This window comes from Planococcus alkaliphilus (genome assembly GCF_057031095.1).
Genome location: NZ_CM168060.1, coordinates 51,307 through 67,473, shown reverse-complemented (window position 1 = coordinate 67,473; position 16,167 = coordinate 51,307). Strand labels below are relative to the sequence as shown.

Genomic DNA, 16,167 nt, shown 5'->3' with positions numbered 1-16,167 from the left:
AAGCTGTTCCGGAAGCGTTTGGCTTCGGGAACAGCTTTTCATTTTTCAAACCCTCACGCTTCGTCATCGATGAATTCGGGTTCAATTTTATCCAGCTTTTCTTCTTTTAAGATGGTGTACATATTGGCCGTTTCTTCTTTACGGGCATTTTCTTTCAGCATATCCACACGTACCGTGACCACTTTTTGGCCGAAGCGGATTTGCAATTCGTCATTTTCTTTGATGACCGAGCTTGCCTTTGCTTTATTGCCGTTTACGGTAATCCGTCCTTGGTCAGCTACTTCTTTAGCCAACGTACGGCGTTTGATCAAACGGGAGACTTTCAAAAATTTATCCAGACGCATCGTCATTCTTCCCTTCTTGCCAATGTTTTGGCTTCGTTCCAAAATTCATCTAATTGCGCTAATGTATAGTCGCTGAAATTGCCGCTTCCTTCGTTGACGCGCTTTTCGACATGGCTGAAGCGCTGCTGGAATTTCTGGTTGGCATGGACCATGGCCTGTTCAGGCGACAATCCATAAAAGCGGGCAATATTGACGAGAGTAAATAGCAGGTCGCCCAGTTCATCGAGCTGCCGCTCTTTAGAACCTTTCGCCGTTTCCTCCTGAAATTCCTGCAATTCTTCTTGGAATTTCTCCCAAGCCCCTTCTGCATCCGACCAGCTAAAGCCAACTTTGGCCGCTTTTTTCTGGTAATTATAAGACGTCATCAACGAGGAACTGAAGCGCTCCTGTCCGTCCAGAATGGAAGCCGTCTGCGGTTTTTCCTGGGCTTTGATCGCTTGCCAGTTCGATACGACTTCGTCTGACGTGGCAGCTTCCACATCGCCGAAGACATGCGGATGGCGCCGGATCATTTTCGCGCTGACTGCTGACAAGACATCTTCCAACTGGAAATAGCCGTTGTCCTGGCCAATTTGTGCATGCAGGAATACTTGAAGCAGCACATCGCCCAATTCTTCGGCTATCGCTTCGTCATCTTCTTCCTCAATCGCCTGGAGCAGCTCGTGCGCTTCTTCCAATAAATACGGGCGCAATGATTCTTGCGTTTGCTCGCGGTCCCATGGGCAGCCTTCAGGGCTTCTTAAACGGGCGACAATCTGGCGGAACGTCTGCCATTCCTTTAGGCGATCCATTTGGTCCACGGCCGGCGGCACATAAATCGTCGTTAAATTATCCACTTCCGCTGCACGGTCCAGTTCATAGAGCGGAACCTTCCGCAGCACTTCGTTTGCTGAACCCGCCGCGGTCACGATGGTCACTTCGTAGTCTTCCGGATATTTTTCCATTAGCGTCAACTTCACTTCCGATGCACTAAAGGAATCGTAGACTTGCGCAATTAACACATGCTGCGTCATATTGACGTCGTCGCTTGCCATCGCTGTGCCATCGAGCAGCTGGAACCCTTCAATCGGGTCGATGCGGAGCGCTCCGAAAATCGGATCCAGAAAACTTTGCCCGCCTTCAATCACTAAGCGGAAACCTCCATCTTTTTCGGCTTCCACTAAATATTGAACCGTCTGCTCGGCGACCAATGGATGGCCCGGTACGGCATAAATGACCGATTGCTCTTTTGCTAAGGCAATCAGCGTATCTGCAATTTCTGCATAGACCGGGGCAAAGGTATCGTGTTTTTCGTAAACGGCATCGAAAGAGTTAAAACTCATGCCCTCTTCGGCCAATTCCTGCAAGACGGGATGGTCTTCCGTCCGCACATACAACTTCGAAGCATTCTTTAATTTTTTATAGACGCCAAGCGGCAGTTGATCCAAATCTCCTGCGCCCAGCCCGATTACATGGATGGTGTTCATATACGATCTCCTTTTTTTCTGGCGTTCAATTTCAATTGAAGCCCTGCCAGTTTCCTGCCGAACGGAATGATAAACCATTCTCTTTCCGTGATGATGCGGCTGCGCGCCACCACAACCAGAAACACAGCCGCACCGAGAAGAACGGCCGTCACGGCGATAAAGGCAGCAGACAAGCGGCTCCTGAACCCGTCGAAGACGACGCCATCAGCAAACCATGACCAACCGGTGACTGCAAATGCCATTGCCGCAGAGGCAGCTAAAATCCAGCCGTAATAGCGAGTGGGCGCCAATCGGATCGGCCAGACACGTTTAAAATACAGCAACAAGCCGAAAACGATGAATACGAGCCCGAGATTTCCCGCAAGCGCAGCACCTGTCACTTCCCATAGCGGAATCAACAGCCAATTGCCGATGATTTTGATCACGACGCCACCCGCTAATAGCCAAGCAGGAATTTTCACTTTTCCTAGTCCGTAGAGCAAGGAAGTCAAAACCAGCAATAATGCCATCCAGACGATCTGCCAGCTGAAAACGATCAATGCCGCTGATTCCTCACGGGTTTCAAACAGCATTTCATTGACATACGGCATGACCAATGACAAACCTACCGCTGAAGCAAAAGCAAATAAAAACGATACGCGGAAAGCCAATTGCGCATAGGCTTGAGCCGGTCTTCCGGTTGGTTTTTTCGCCATTTGGGCAACAAGCGGCACGATGGCAAGTGCAAGCGATGTCGCCATGAGAATGCCGAATTGCACGAGCGGCTGTCCTCTATCGTAGACCCCTTTTTGCTCCATTGCCGAAATTCGGTCGATCCCCGCCTCAGTCAGCAGACGAAACACGGAAAACGAATCGACCAATTGAAAGAACAGCAGGATCAATGAACTCATGCTGATGCTTAAACTGATCACCGTCATTTTTTTTATGATCAGCCATGGACGGACCGCTGTTGAAGATGGTTCTCTTCGATTGTAAGAACGACGGAAATAATAGACAAGCAAGAGTACTGCTGCCAGTTCTCCCACAGCGGCACCGAGTATGGCCATGCTTCCCGCCGCATACAACGAATAGCCCGCCATGACCACTAGCCATGAACCGAGTAAAATGACCGATACCCTGATCGCCTGTTCCATCACTTGCGCATAGGCGACGGGCTGCATATGGTTTCGGGATTGGAAATGCCCTTTCATCACAGCAATCGGTGCCATCAGCAATACCGCTAAAGCGGCAATTTGCAAAAGCGGAGCAAGGTTCCGGTCGCCCATCCAACCGGCCAACCCTTCCGCTCCCAAAAACAGCACCAAAAAAACCACTAGCGATACAGCCGCAATAAAACCGAGAGAGATCCTTAAAATCACACCATGGTCCTGTTTTTCTGAATCAGCGAGCAGCTTTGAGACGGCTACGGCAAAGCCATAGGAAGTCCAGACACTGAAAATGCCGACAAACGGATACACTTGCTGGTAAATATAAAAACCTCGGTCACCGACTAAGTTCTGGAAAGGCACGCGGTAAATGGCACTCAGCAATTTGACGATAAAGCCCGCCATCGTCAAAAGGACTGCGCCTTTCATAAATGTTTTCATTGTTCCTTCATTCGCCAACGGGCTTCACTCATTCCCTCTACAAATTAACTGACCGGCTTTTCTTCCCGAAGCGATTCCGGAAGCAGCTTCATTATGCCTTCAAGCACATCAAACGGATGATGCTTCTTGGTTTTGTTTTCATCAATGGTCATCACCAGCTGCTGTCCAGCCATACTGAAACCGACAGCGCGGCCGTAAGCTGCCGATTCTTCGACGAGCTTGCCGCCATTCATCGCAGAAGTGCCTTCTGCTGATAGCTTGATTGTAATAATTTTTCCGGTTTGCTTGATCGACTCGACACCGGTCAGGCGCGCCCAAACTTTCATGCGCGCCACACTCAGCAAGCGATCGGTCTCAATCGGCATATCGCCGAACCGGTCGATCAATTCATCTTGTAGTTCGGCAACTTCCTCTTCTGTTTCGATGCCTTTGACGCGTTTATACATCTGGATTTTCTGGTAGCCGTCCCCGATATAACTGTCAGGAATGTAAGCATCCACATCAAGCGAAATCTCGACTTCCGGAATCTCCTCTTTCTTGATGCCGGTGCGGCGCTCTTCGATGGCCTGCTCCAGCATCTGCGAGTACAGATCAAAGCCGACGGAATCAATAAAGCCGTGCTGCTGCGAACCGAGCAGATTTCCAGCACCGCGAATGGACAGATCCCGCATCGCAATCTTGAAGCCGGATCCAAGTTCCGTAAATTCCTTGATGGCCATGAGGCGTTTTTCCGCTACATCGGTCAGCACTTTATCGCGCTGGTACATAAAGTACGCATAAGCGACACGGCTTGAACGGCCGACGCGGCCACGCAATTGATACAATTGCGATAAGCCCATACGGTCCGCATTATGGACGATCAAGGTATTGACGTTCGGAATATCGATCCCGGTTTCAATAATTGTCGTCGTTACGAGCACATCGTAGTCGCCGTCCAGGAATCCGAGAATGACAGACTCCAATTCCGTTTCCGACATTTGCCCATGGGCATGTCCGATACGTGCTTCCGGCACCAAGGCTTGAATTTCCTCCACTTTCCGGGTCATATCATCCACCCGGTTATAGAGATAGAACACTTGGCCGCCCCGTGCCATTTCACGTTCAATCGCTTCGCGCACAAGGGCACCGTTATGTTCCATGACATAACTTTGCACCGGGAAACGGTTGGCCGGCGGTGTTTCGATAACGGAAAGGTCACGTACGCCAATCATGGACATATGAAGCGTCCGCGGAATCGGTGTCGCCGTCAATGTCAAAACGTCCACATTCGTTTTCATTTGCTTAATCTTTTCTTTATGGGTAACCCCGAAGCGCTGTTCTTCATCGATGATCAGCAGCCCTAAATCTTTATAGCCAATGTCTTTGGATAAGATACGATGCGTTCCGACGACGATATCAACTGTACCGTTACGTAAGCCTTTAGCGGTTTCGGTTTGCTGCTTTTTCGAACGGAAGCGGCTCATCAGCCCAACCGTAATCGGGTAGTCTTTAAACCGTTCGCTCATCGTTTCAAAATGCTGTTGGGCGAGAATCGTCGTTGGCACTAAAAAGGCCACTTGCTTGCCATCAAGCACTGCTTTGAATGCGGCACGAATCGCCACTTCGGTTTTGCCGTAGCCGACGTCGCCGCATATCAAACGGTCCATTGGCCGTTCTTTTTCCATATCGCGCTTTACTTCGGTGATCGAACGCAGCTGATCCACGGTTTCTTCATAAGGGAATTCCGCTTCGAATTGGCGCTGCATGTCCTGTTCTTCGGAAAACGCATAGCCTTTTAATGCTTCGCGTTCCGCATAGAGTTTAATGAGGTCATCGGCAATATCCTGAACCGCAGCGGAGACTTTCCGGTGCGTCTTCTTCCATTCCGCTCCGCCCATCTTATGCAGCTTCGGTTCTTTTTCTTCAGAAGCAATGTACTTCTGGATTAAATCGATTTGGTCGACGGGCACGAATAATTTATCATCCGCTTTATAGACAATGTGCAAATAATCTTTATGGACGCCGCCGATTTCCAAAGTTTCAATGCCGACATAACGGCCAATGCCGTGATGGATATGGACAATATAATCGCCAGGTTTGATTTCCGAATAGCTTTTAATGCGCTCCGCATTGGTCAGCTTTTGCGGGCGCGTCTTTTTCTTCGCCTGCAGTTTGAACATTTCCGCATCCGTGATGACAGCCAAGCGCTGAAGCGGCATTTCAAATCCGCCGGACAAGTCGCCATCGACTAAATACATGTGGCCGCCTTGAACGTTTGTCGCAGCCGTGATGATTTCCGCTTCCATTCCGTAGTCTTCAAGCACCGAACGGACTTTCCGCATCCGCTCTTCGCCTTCTGCGATGATAAACACTTGGAACTTAGCTAGCGTCCAGCGCTCCACTTCCGCTTTCAGCAAATTCATCTGTCCGTGGAAAGACTGCATCGGCTTGCACGAATACGTAATCGATTTCTTCACTTGAATCGACGGGAATGTCCGGACGAATAAAGAAAGAAAAGCAACTTGCTGTTTTGTTTTCTGGAGCACTTCACGGAACGTATACGATAGCGGGAGGTCCTGAAGGAACTTACCTTCTTCGAGCAGCGAAACGATCCAATCGCCTTCTTCCCGCTCCAAGGTTTCGGTCATTTCCTGGATTCTGCCGAGTTCATCAAAGAAAATGACGCCATTCCCCGGGAAATAATCGCCTAAGAATGCCGATTGGCTGTCCACCAATGCTGCATACTTCGCCACTTGATCCGGTACATTGCCTTCCCGAAGCATGTCGATATCATGCTGGATATGCTGAAGCAACGCTTCTTTTGTGTCGTCCGCTTTCACTTTTTTCAATGTAGCAGCTAGCTTCTCCTCGATTTTCTCTGCCAATTCCAGCTTTTGCAGACGCGTCAGCACCAATTCACTGGCCGGCAAGATGCACAAGGATTCCATCTTATCGAGTGAACGCTGGTCTTCTGCTGAAAACTGGCGGATGGAGTCGACTTCCGTATCAAATAGCTCAATGCGGGCTGGGTGTTCAAAATTCAAAGGATAAATATCCAATATTCCGCCGCGCAAGGCGAATTCGCCTGGAGTCGTGACCATCGGCGTACGTGAATAGCCCATCGCCACCAATTTCCCAATCCATTCTTCTGCATCAATTTCATCTCCGGTATGGGTACGCAAGGTTGAAAATCTCCATTGCTCATGGGATGGCATCAACTTCCGCATCCCTGCAACCGGCGTGATGTAAATGCCTTTTCCGACATTTTTCATGTGATCCAGCGTATCAATTCGGTGGGCGCGCAGTTCTGGGCCGGAGAATGATACATCTGCCGCTATTAATTCATCTGCCGGATAGAGATGGACAAGCTCTTCCCCCATCAATTTGACCAAGTCATCATAAGTGCGCTGTGCATGCAATAAATTCGGCGCTACAACCAATAATGGGGTATTCGATTCAGCCCAAACCGTCTGATAAAAAATAGGGCGTGCACTGCCGGACAATCCCGAAATCAACTGGTGGTCCTGCCCTTTTTTCAAGTCTGCAATCAATGCCTGCGTATGAGAATCCCCAGCAAACGATTTTAATATACGATCCATCCCGATTCCCCCTTTCAAAATAAACAGTGTATTCGTGATTTTCCTGCCTCATTCAGAAACAGAAAAAGCTCTGGACGCTGTTTGCGCCAAAGCGAAATTCTATTTAACGGCTGCATTATAATCATTCATGACCTCAAGATACGGTTTAGAAAGCCATAACTCACAGGCTTCTGCGCTTTTCTTGATCGCTTCGGAAATTTCCGGAGCCTCGGATTCCGAGAAACGCGCGAGCACGTAATCCGGCACTTTCATCCCGGCAGGCGGGCGGCTGATGCCCACACGCATGCGATTGAATTGCTGAGTGCCTAAATGCTGAATGAGCGATTTGATGCCGTTATGTCCCCCGGCACTGCCTTTTTGGCGAAGCCGCAGCTGCCCGGTAGGCAAATCCAGATCATCATAAATAACCACCAAGTCTTCAATTGCCACATCGTAATAATCCATTAAAGCGCCGACACTCTCACCTGACAAATTCATATAAGTCAGCGGCTTCAATAGCATGACTTTTCCCTCCGGCCGGTGGATGATCGAGTACATTCCTTTGAACTTCGACTGAGTCAAAGGGGCATTCCATTTGGATGCCAAATAGTCGATTACTTGAAAACCGACATTATGCCGGGTCGATTCATATGCTTTCCCGGGATTTCCCAGGCCCACAATCAATTTCATAGCCATCTTCCTTTGCTGTTTTCACTGCTTCACATTTTACCACAAATACTTATTAAAACAGAAAAATAGGGGCTGTCTCTCGACAGCCCCTTTTCTTTTTTGATTAAGCTTCTTTTTCGCCGTCTTCAGCGTCGCCATTGATTACTTCTGGTTCTCCAGCTGCATCTTCAGCAGGCGCTTCAAGTTCATCCAACTCTTCTTGAGAACGAGGAGCTGTAACAGAGACTAAAATGAAGTCATCTTCATCTAAAATTTCATACGAAACGTTTCCACGGATATCGCCGACTGTCAATGTATCGCCAATCGCCAAGTTGGAAACATCCACTTCTACTGCATCCGGAATGTCAGAAGGCTTCACTTTGATGGTCACTTCGCGGTTAGGCTGATTGACAACGCCACCTTCTTTTTCTCCTGGAGATTCGCCGACCATATGGACCGCCGCTGAAACTTCAAGTTCATCAGACATGTTAATCGCTAAGAAATCGACATGCTCAAAGTTTCCTTTTAACGCATCTCTTTGGAAATCATTCAATACTACGTTTATGGATTTTCCATCAATCTCTAAGTTGATGACGCCATTGCGTCCAGATTCACGCAAGGTTTTAATCAAATCAATTTCTGATACCACTAAAGGAGTGGTTTCTGTCTGGAAGCCGTAAACGACTCCAGGAACATCACCTTTTCCTCTTAATTCAGTTAACGATGAATGCGGTGTACCGCTTTCTCTTTTTTGTGCTGTAATTTTTGTGCTCATATTCTTCATCCTCCAGTTTAATTATGCATAGTGAGTATTTACCCTATCTTGCAAAAGCCAAACCTTTCAGGAAAACGAGCTGTATAAACAGCGTAAAATTCATTTACTCATTTAAGTGAAATTCCGCGATGTAGCTGCGAATCGATTTGTGGTTACCCATTCTTCATTTCAGCTTACCGAGGTTTCAAACTTAGTCAAATAATGTGCTGACAGATTTTTGTTCGTGTACGCGGACGATTGTTTCAGCCAATAATTTCGCAACAGACAGCTGCTTGATTTTTGGTGATTTCTTTTCTTCCGGCAACGCAATTGAATTCGTGATGATCAATTCTTTGATGACAGAATCGTTGATGCGGCCGACAGCAGGCCCTGAAAGAACCGGATGTGTACAGCATGCATAGACTTCTTTTGCTCCGCTTTCGATCAATGCGCTTGCAGCAATTGAAATCGTTCCAGCTGTATCAATGATGTCATCGATGATGATGGCCGTTTTGCCTTCCACATTCCCGATGATGTTCATGACTTCCGCTACGTTCGGACGCGGACGGCGTTTATCGATAATCGCGATCGGCGCTTTCAGGCGATCCGCCATTTTGCGGGCACGCGTTACACCGCCATGGTCAGGAGAAACAACGATAACGTTTTCCAAATCGATGCCGCTTTCTTTTAAGAAGTAGTCTGAAATAAGAGGCACAGCTACCAAATGATCAATCAGGATATCAAAGAATCCTTGAATTTGAGGAGCATGCAAATCGAGTGCAATGACACGAGTCGCTCCTGCAGTCTCTAATAGGTTTGCTACCAATTTAGCCGTGATCGGTTCACGTGAACGGGCTTTGCGGTCTTGGCGCGCATAGCCGTAATAAGGCATTACAACGTTTACTGTACGAGCAGAAGCACGTTTGACAGCATCGATCATAATTAATAATTCCATCAGGTTTTCGTTGACCGGCTGTGAAGTAGATTGAACGATGAAGACATCATAGCCGCGGATGCTTTCTTCGATATTGATCTGGATTTCACCGTCGCTGAAATGGGTGACTGAACTTTTTCCTAATGGCAAACCTACGTGCTCTGCAATTTCCTCTGCTAATCCTTGATTGGAATTCAATGAAAAGATTTTCATTTTAGTGGTCGCTGCATCAATTTGATAACTCATTACGTGTGTAGCCTCCTATTTTTTCAGGTTTAATTTACTGACATAGCCTTCTTTGTTTTCTTGCCGAGCGCGTGCAATAGCTAAGGAATCTGCTGGAACGTCTTTTGAAATCGTTGATCCCGCTGCGACAAACGACCCTTTGCCGACCGTCACCGGTGCAACCAAGTTGGAATTGCAGCCAATAAACGAATCGTCTTCAATCGTTGTCAAATGTTTATTTTTACCGTCGTAATTGACTGTGATGCTGCCGCAGCCGATATTGACGTTTGTTCCTACAAGGGCATCTCCGATATAGCTTAGGTGGGAGACTTTGCTGCCGTTTCCGACATTGGATTTCTTCACTTCGACAAAATTGCCGATTTTCACTTCATTGCCAAGCTCTGTTTCCGGACGCAAGTGCGCAAATGGACCAATTGCTGTATCTTCTCCGACTTTGCTGTCGTAGACATGCGAAGAACGGATTTCTGTCCGGCTGCCGATCGTGCTGTTGCTTATATGGCTGTTGGATGTAATGATGCAATCTTCACCAATTACTGAATTTCCTTCAATCGTTACATTCGGCTGGATGATCGTATCTGCTCCGATTACCGCTTCTGCGCTGATATAGGCAGTTGCTGGATCGATGATCGTCACGCCTGCACGCATGTGCTTTTCAGCGATGCGGCTGCGCATGATTCCTTCAGCTTGGCTCAAAGCGACACGGTCGTTGACACCAAGTGTTTCTTCAAAGCTATCCGTCGCGTAAGCCGCAACCACTTCGCCTTGTTTTTGAAGGATTTCAATGACGTCTGGCAAGTAATATTCGCCTTGGGCATTGTTATTTGACACGTGTTTCAATGCATCAAAAAGTGCTTCATTGTCGAAGCAATAAGTGCCGGTATTGATTTCTTTCACTTTCTGCTCTTCTGCAGAAGCATCTTTTTGTTCAACGATTTTTGAAACGCCGCCTGTTTCATCGCGAAGAATTCGGCCATAGCCGGTTGGGTTCTCGGCAATCGCAGTTAAAATAGTGGCTTTCGCAGTTGTCTCTGCGTGATGGCTAAGCAAAGCTTCCATTGTTTCCGGACGGATCAACGGTGTATCGCCGCAAACAACTAAAGTCGTTCCGGGCAAACCTTCGATCATGGAAGCTGCCTGTTGGACGGCATGCGCCGTTCCAAGTTGTTCTTCTTGCAGCGCATACTCGCTTTTTTCTCCGAGCTGCTGCTGCACTTTTTCAGCACCGTGGCCGACGATCGTAACAATTTTTTCAACACCCAATTGTTGTACATTGTTAGCAACATGCTCTACCATCGGCATGCCGCAAACAGGGTGAAGCACTTTATAAAGCTTTGACTTCATGCGTGTTCCTTGCCCAGCAGCTAAAATGACTGCGTATGTATTTGTCATATAGTCGATCCTCCGTCTGTATGTATTTATTATCTATTTTTCCATATTCCCTGTTCTGCCAACACGTTAACTAAATCTCCAAAAAAAAACGCCGATTCGACGATTTGGACTTTGCGTATGGAAGCAGAACACGTTAACAAGCGATTGATGAGTAAAAAAGTGCTGATTTGAAAGCTTCTGTTGAATGTCAAACTCCTGCACTATCCTTAACTATATCCGAAAAACCTTGATTTTTCAAGGTTTCGGGGCATGACAATCCGATGACATTATTTCACGAAAATAAAAAAGAGCCTTTCAATGGGCGAAGGCTCAAGAGGTGGCTCAATTAAACACCGGCTTCTTCAAAAACCGGATCATTTTCACTTTGCTGGTAAGCAGTTAATACAGCAGTCTGTAATTTATTGCGCGTGCTGGAGTTGATCGGATGGGCAATGTCTCTAAACTCCCCATCTGGTGTCCGTTTACTTGGCATTGCCACAAACAGCCCTTCGTTGCCATCGATCACCCGGATATCATGTACAACAAATTCGTTGTCCAACGTGATGGAAGCGATAGCCCGCATCCGACCATCCGTTTGTACTCGCCGAAGCCTTACATCAGTTACTTCCATTGTTTCACCACCTCTCTTCTAAGTTGCAAAATAGAATGCTCTTAAGGTAATTCGATGCAAAGGACTAAACTCCTTCATAAATTACAAAATTTATTAGAAAATTTAATTAATAAACAGAAAAGCGGAAAGAGCCGCTTAGCTTCGGCAGCCGTAAGACAGACCGCGAGGAGGCTGTTGCCGCCGCAGTGGACTGACTTACGACCGAGAAGCTGGCTCTTACAGCTGGACAATAACGAAAAGCGGAAACCGCCCGTTCAGATTCGCCGGGCATAAGTCAATCTGGCTGCCGGAGCTGGACAGAAAGAAATGCGGAAACCGCCCGTCTGAGTTTTACGGGGTACAAAAGAGCAAAGAAAAAACCACCCCGAAGGATGGCTTATTCAGCAAGTGCTGCAATGACTTCAATTTCAACTTTTGCATCTTTTGGCAACCGTGCCACTTCTACAGTAGAGCGGGCAGGTTTATGGTCGCCGAAATACGAAGCATAGACTTCGTTCAGCTCAGCAAAATCATTCATGTCTTTAATGAATACCGTGGTTTTGATCACGCCTTCAAGCGAAGAGCCTGCTTCTGCCAGGACAGCTTTCAAGTTGGCGAATACTTGATGCGTTTGGTCGACAATCGACCCTTCCACCATTTCCTCTGACGGCGTCAATGGAATTTGGCCGGAACTGTAAAACAGATTTCCTGCAATCACACCTTGCGAATATGGGCCAATTGCTGCGGCTGCTTGATCGGTTGCTACAAATTTCATGTTAAAACCCTCCATTTGTAAAATAGTTTCCTTCTTCAAGAGCAATTTTGCGTTCTTTTTCACTGACTTCACGCAATTTAACCAATGATAGGTATTTCTCAACAAGTTGTTCATCTGAATGCTCGGCTTCGACGAGTACCGCGACTCCGGCAAGGGTGCATTCAAATTCTTCCAATAAATTCTTCATGCCATTCATCGTTCCGCCGACTTTCATAAAATCGTCGGTGATCAAGACACGCTGACCGCTCTTCATGCTCCGCTTCGACAACACCATGGTCTGGATGCGGCGAGATGAACCTGACACATAATTGATGCTGACTGTAGATCCTTCTGTTACCTTGCTGTCTCGTCTGACAATGACAACCGGCACATTCAAATGGCGGGCGATAGCATGGGCAATCGGAATGCCTTTTGTAGCCACCGTCATGATGACGTCAATTTTTTCATCGGCGAAAGCTGTTGCAAACACTTTGCCGACCCGGTTCATGATGCTTGGATTGCCAAGCACATCGGTCATGTAAAGATAGCCCCCCGGCAATAGCCGGTCCGAATGGCTTAATTCTTCGATCAATTCATCCATAATGGCTTTGATTTCTGGCTTTTGCAGTTTCGGTACGTATTTTACGCCGCCTGCTGCTCCCGGCACGGTCATCAATAACCCAATTCCTTTTTCTTCAAAGGTCTCTTTAACAATCCCCAAATCTTCGCTGATCGAAGACTTAGCGGATTCGTAAAGATCCGAAAAATATGTAAGAGGAATTAACTTATGTGGATGTTCCAAAAGATAATGCGTCATATCAACTAAACGTTCACTGCGCTTCCACTTCATACTACCCTCTCCTAAACACGAATGATTTATAGAAAATTTACCATAAATATACGTATTTAAGCAAGGGGATCCCGTTCGCCAATCAAACGCACGGCATAGACTTCTGCGCAAAATCCTCTTAAACCGTTGTAAATACGGGGAATCCGGGCTTCCTGGTGAACCAAGCCGAAGACGGTCGGACCGCTTCCGCTCATTAATACAGCATCTGCACCAAACTTCTTCATTTGTTCTTTGATCTGTGCCACTTCCGGATACAGATTTAAGGTCACGCTTTCCAATGCATTGCCAAGATTGTCGCACATGGCTTGGTAATCGCCAGTCTCCAACGCTTCAATCATCGCTTGGGTATTCGGATGCTCCGCTTTTGTAACATCAAAAGCCCCGTAGACATCTGCCGTCGAAACGCCAATCGTCGGTTTCGCCAATATCACCCAGCAGTTCGGCGGTGTCGGCAGCTCCTGGATGACTTCTCCACGCCCTTTGGCTAGCGCTGTGCCTCCGTATACGCAAAACGAGACGTCTGATCCGATTTGCGCGCCAAGCTCTGCGAGTTCATCCAACGACAAGTTTAATTGCCATAATTGGTTTAATCCCTTCAAAGTGGCAGCTGCGTCGCTGCTTCCTCCAGCAAGGCCGGCTGCTACAGGAATCTGTTTGTCCAAAGAAATGATGACTCCCGACTTGATATGGAACTTATCTTTTAGCAACTGGGCGGCTTGATAAGCCAAGTTGCGCGAATCGTTTGGGACAAAGCGGTCAGCGGATTCAATATGGATTCCGCTTTCTGTCGCTTTCAAGCCGATGCGGTCAGCCAGGTCGACAGTTGTCATGATCATTTCGATTTCATGGTAATTGTCCGGCCTTTTATGTAAAACATCTAACGTTAAATTGATTTTGGCAGGCGCCTTTACGTAGAGCATTCCACTGCCTCCTTTACTATTCTGATGAACACTATTTTAACACAAGCGGCTCGAATAGGAAGAATTAAGAAAATCTGAAATCCAGTAACCCTGAAAAAACAAAAAAATCCACGAACCTGTTCAAGCAACAGGTGTGGATTTTACAAAATATAAATATGAATTCATTATCTAACAACAAGTTCTTCTTCTGTTCCTTCATAAACAGTAATCTCTACTGCTTCTGTCAGGATGTCTGCGTAGCTGTAAGACACACGTTCAAATGCATGCTCATCTTGATCAAGCTCAATTACGAACACGGAGTGATACGTTTCCCGCAAAATCCCGGCACGTTCCACCGTTTTCTTGCGTCCTCCGTTTGCCTTCAAAATCAATCGTTTCCCTAAATGTAGATCTAACGATTTTTTAATATCCGCCAAAGTTTTGGGCATCTTGTCTACACCTCACTATAAATAAATTATAGCAAAATACGACTATTTTGTCAAGCAAATTTAATATTTTATCAGCGTTGTATAGTTACTGTCAATATTTTTTTATCCGAAATATCTTTTTCGAGAAGCTCATGTGCCAATTTTGTAACAAGCTTCCGCTTTTATTTGAAATATGCGTAAAGCTTATCTGCAAGCAAACCGAATTCCTTAATCGTCAAGGTTTCTCCCCGGCGCGAAGGCTCAATCCCGGCTTCTTCCAACGCTTTCAAAATGAATTCCTTTTTCTCTTTGCCCAGTGGCATCGCCGATTGAAGGTTGTTTAAAATCGTTTTTCTCCGTTGGACAAAAGAACCTCTTGTAACCGTAAAGAAAAAATCTTCATCGATGACTTTGACTTGCGGCTCCGGACGCTTGGTCATCCGAATCACAGCAGAATCCACATTCGGCTGCGGCAGAAAGACCGTTTTCGGCACCGTTAAAGCCATTTCCGCTTCTGTGTAGTATTGGATGGCGATGGACAACGATCCATAAGCTTTGCTGCCAGGCTTTGCCGTGATACGCTCCGCCACTTCTTTTTGCAGCATAACAACCAAGCCCCGGATCGGCAGTTTTTCAAGCAATAGCTTCATAATGATCGGTGTCGTGACGTAATAAGGCAAGTTCGCCACTACCATGATGTCTTCATAGCCGGCTAATTCTTTTTCAATCTCTGCAAGGACGTCCGCTTTCAACACATCTGAATGGACGATGGAAATATTGTCATAAGGCGACAGCGTATCTTCTAGAACCGGCAAAAGCCGCTGGTCGATTTCGAACGCCAGCACTTTCCCAGCATCTCTTGCCAAATGCTCGGTTAAGGCACCGATGCCTGGCCCGATTTCAATAGCCGCTGATTCTTTCGTCAAATTCGCCTGGCCCACAATTTTCCGTAAAATATTCGGATCGATCAAAAAGTTCTGGCCTAAACTTTTCTTCACTTTCAAACCGTATTTGGCCATAATCTCCTGGGTCCGAATGGGTGTTGCAATATCTTTAGTCATCAAAGTTCCTCCTGATTTACCGCTTGTACCGCTTCTATAAATTGCGCTTTTGTAATCCCGAACATGTGGAGCCGCTTTTGAAGCTGTTTTCCGTTCGTATAGCCGATCTGCAAAAGCTCTCCTATTCGTGTTCTGCGTATTTTAGCTTGAGGATGCGCAACAAGCGCTGCATCGATCAAGTCTTCCATTGTAATCTCTATCGCGCTGTCTTTTTCCCGCGGCGTGTAAATTGCGGACAATGCTTCTCGAATGTCTTCATCACACGCATGTTCGATGCCAAGCCCTTTGCCATTCTTCGCAATGGTCTTTTCTTTCGCAAGAAATGCATGTTTCACTTGAGGCACATATTCTTCAATAATAGCACGGATTCGCTGCCCTGGATAATCAGGGTCTGTAAATACAATAACGCCGCGCTTTTCTTGAGCATGGCGAATACGCTGAAGCGTCTCTTTGGAAATGGCTGAGCCATTTGTTTCGATTGTATCTGCATCCACTGCACGCTTAATAGCCACAGTGTCGTCTTTGCCTTCTACAACGATGATTTCATTAATCTTCATTCGTCTTCCTCTTTCCTGCCTATCTTGTTCCATTTTACACGCAGCCGCCTGAATATGTAAAAGGCTTTCCCGGATAGGGAAAGC

15 protein-coding genes are annotated in these 16,167 nt (G+C 46.9%); all 15 read right to left on the bottom strand.

What is annotated here, in order from left to right; translation table 11 throughout:
- Positions 1–53: 53 nt before the first annotated feature.
- On the bottom strand, positions 54–344 hold the full coding sequence (locus tag AC2EXB_RS00295) for an RNA-binding S4 domain-containing protein (RefSeq protein ID WP_052654258.1): 291 nt from the start codon (positions 342–344) through the stop codon (positions 54–56).
- 2 nt (positions 345–346) lie between these two features.
- Positions 347–1,810 (bottom strand): bifunctional methyltransferase/pyrophosphohydrolase YabN, encoded by a 1,464-nt coding sequence (gene yabN, locus AC2EXB_RS00290; protein WP_483602935.1) that lies wholly within the window; start codon positions 1,808–1,810, stop codon positions 347–349.
- The gene (locus AC2EXB_RS00285) at positions 1,807–3,414 is read right to left on the bottom strand and encodes a putative polysaccharide biosynthesis protein (RefSeq protein WP_483602933.1); all 1,608 of its coding nucleotides are present in this window, start codon (positions 3,412–3,414) and stop codon (positions 1,807–1,809) included. The genes yabN and AC2EXB_RS00285 overlap by 4 nt, the downstream gene beginning before the upstream one ends.
- Positions 3,415–3,440: 26 nt before the next feature.
- Complete coding sequence (gene mfd / locus AC2EXB_RS00280; RefSeq protein WP_483602932.1) at positions 3,441–6,974, bottom strand: transcription-repair coupling factor; 3,534 nt, start codon at positions 6,972–6,974, stop codon at positions 3,441–3,443.
- 99 nt (positions 6,975–7,073) lie between these two features.
- Positions 7,074–7,643, bottom strand: coding sequence for an aminoacyl-tRNA hydrolase (gene pth, locus AC2EXB_RS00275; RefSeq protein WP_235197767.1), 570 nt, complete (start codon positions 7,641–7,643; stop codon positions 7,074–7,076).
- Between the two features lie 103 nt (positions 7,644–7,746).
- Entirely contained in the window at positions 7,747–8,397 is a 651-nt protein-coding gene (locus AC2EXB_RS00270; RefSeq protein ID WP_251480406.1) for a 50S ribosomal protein L25/general stress protein Ctc, read from the bottom strand.
- Between the two features lie 190 nt (positions 8,398–8,587).
- Entirely contained in the window at positions 8,588–9,556 is a 969-nt protein-coding gene (locus AC2EXB_RS00265; RefSeq protein ID WP_235197765.1) for a ribose-phosphate diphosphokinase, read from the bottom strand.
- 15 nt (positions 9,557–9,571) lie between these two features.
- On the bottom strand, positions 9,572–10,945 hold the full coding sequence (gene glmU, locus AC2EXB_RS00260; RefSeq protein ID WP_483602931.1) for a bifunctional UDP-N-acetylglucosamine diphosphorylase/glucosamine-1-phosphate N-acetyltransferase GlmU: 1,374 nt from the start codon (positions 10,943–10,945) through the stop codon (positions 9,572–9,574).
- Between the two features lie 325 nt (positions 10,946–11,270).
- The gene (gene spoVG, locus AC2EXB_RS00255; protein ID WP_052649515.1) at positions 11,271–11,555 is read right to left on the bottom strand and encodes a septation regulator SpoVG; all 285 of its coding nucleotides are present in this window, start codon (positions 11,553–11,555) and stop codon (positions 11,271–11,273) included.
- A 376-nt stretch (positions 11,556–11,931) separates the two neighbouring features.
- On the bottom strand, positions 11,932–12,309 hold the full coding sequence (locus tag AC2EXB_RS00250; protein WP_483602929.1) for a RidA family protein: 378 nt from the start codon (positions 12,307–12,309) through the stop codon (positions 11,932–11,934).
- A gap of 1 nt (position 12,310) precedes the next feature.
- Positions 12,311–13,138 (bottom strand): pur operon repressor, encoded by an 828-nt coding sequence (purR, locus tag AC2EXB_RS00245; RefSeq protein ID WP_235197762.1) that lies wholly within the window; start codon positions 13,136–13,138, stop codon positions 12,311–12,313.
- 56 nt (positions 13,139–13,194) lie between these two features.
- On the bottom strand, positions 13,195–14,058 hold the full coding sequence (gene ispE, locus AC2EXB_RS00240) for a 4-(cytidine 5'-diphospho)-2-C-methyl-D-erythritol kinase (protein ID WP_483602928.1): 864 nt from the start codon (positions 14,056–14,058) through the stop codon (positions 13,195–13,197).
- Positions 14,059–14,222: 164 nt separating this feature from the next.
- Entirely contained in the window at positions 14,223–14,486 is a 264-nt protein-coding gene (gene veg / locus AC2EXB_RS00235) for a biofilm formation stimulator Veg (RefSeq protein ID WP_052649519.1), read from the bottom strand.
- Between the two features lie 161 nt (positions 14,487–14,647).
- Complete coding sequence (gene rsmA / locus AC2EXB_RS00230; protein WP_483602927.1) at positions 14,648–15,526, bottom strand: 16S rRNA (adenine(1518)-N(6)/adenine(1519)-N(6))-dimethyltransferase RsmA; 879 nt, start codon at positions 15,524–15,526, stop codon at positions 14,648–14,650.
- The gene (gene rnmV / locus AC2EXB_RS00225; RefSeq protein WP_483602926.1) at positions 15,526–16,083 is read right to left on the bottom strand and encodes a ribonuclease M5; all 558 of its coding nucleotides are present in this window, start codon (positions 16,081–16,083) and stop codon (positions 15,526–15,528) included. Before rnmV ends, rsmA begins: the two co-directional genes overlap by 1 nt.
- Positions 16,084–16,167 lie beyond the last annotated feature (84 nt).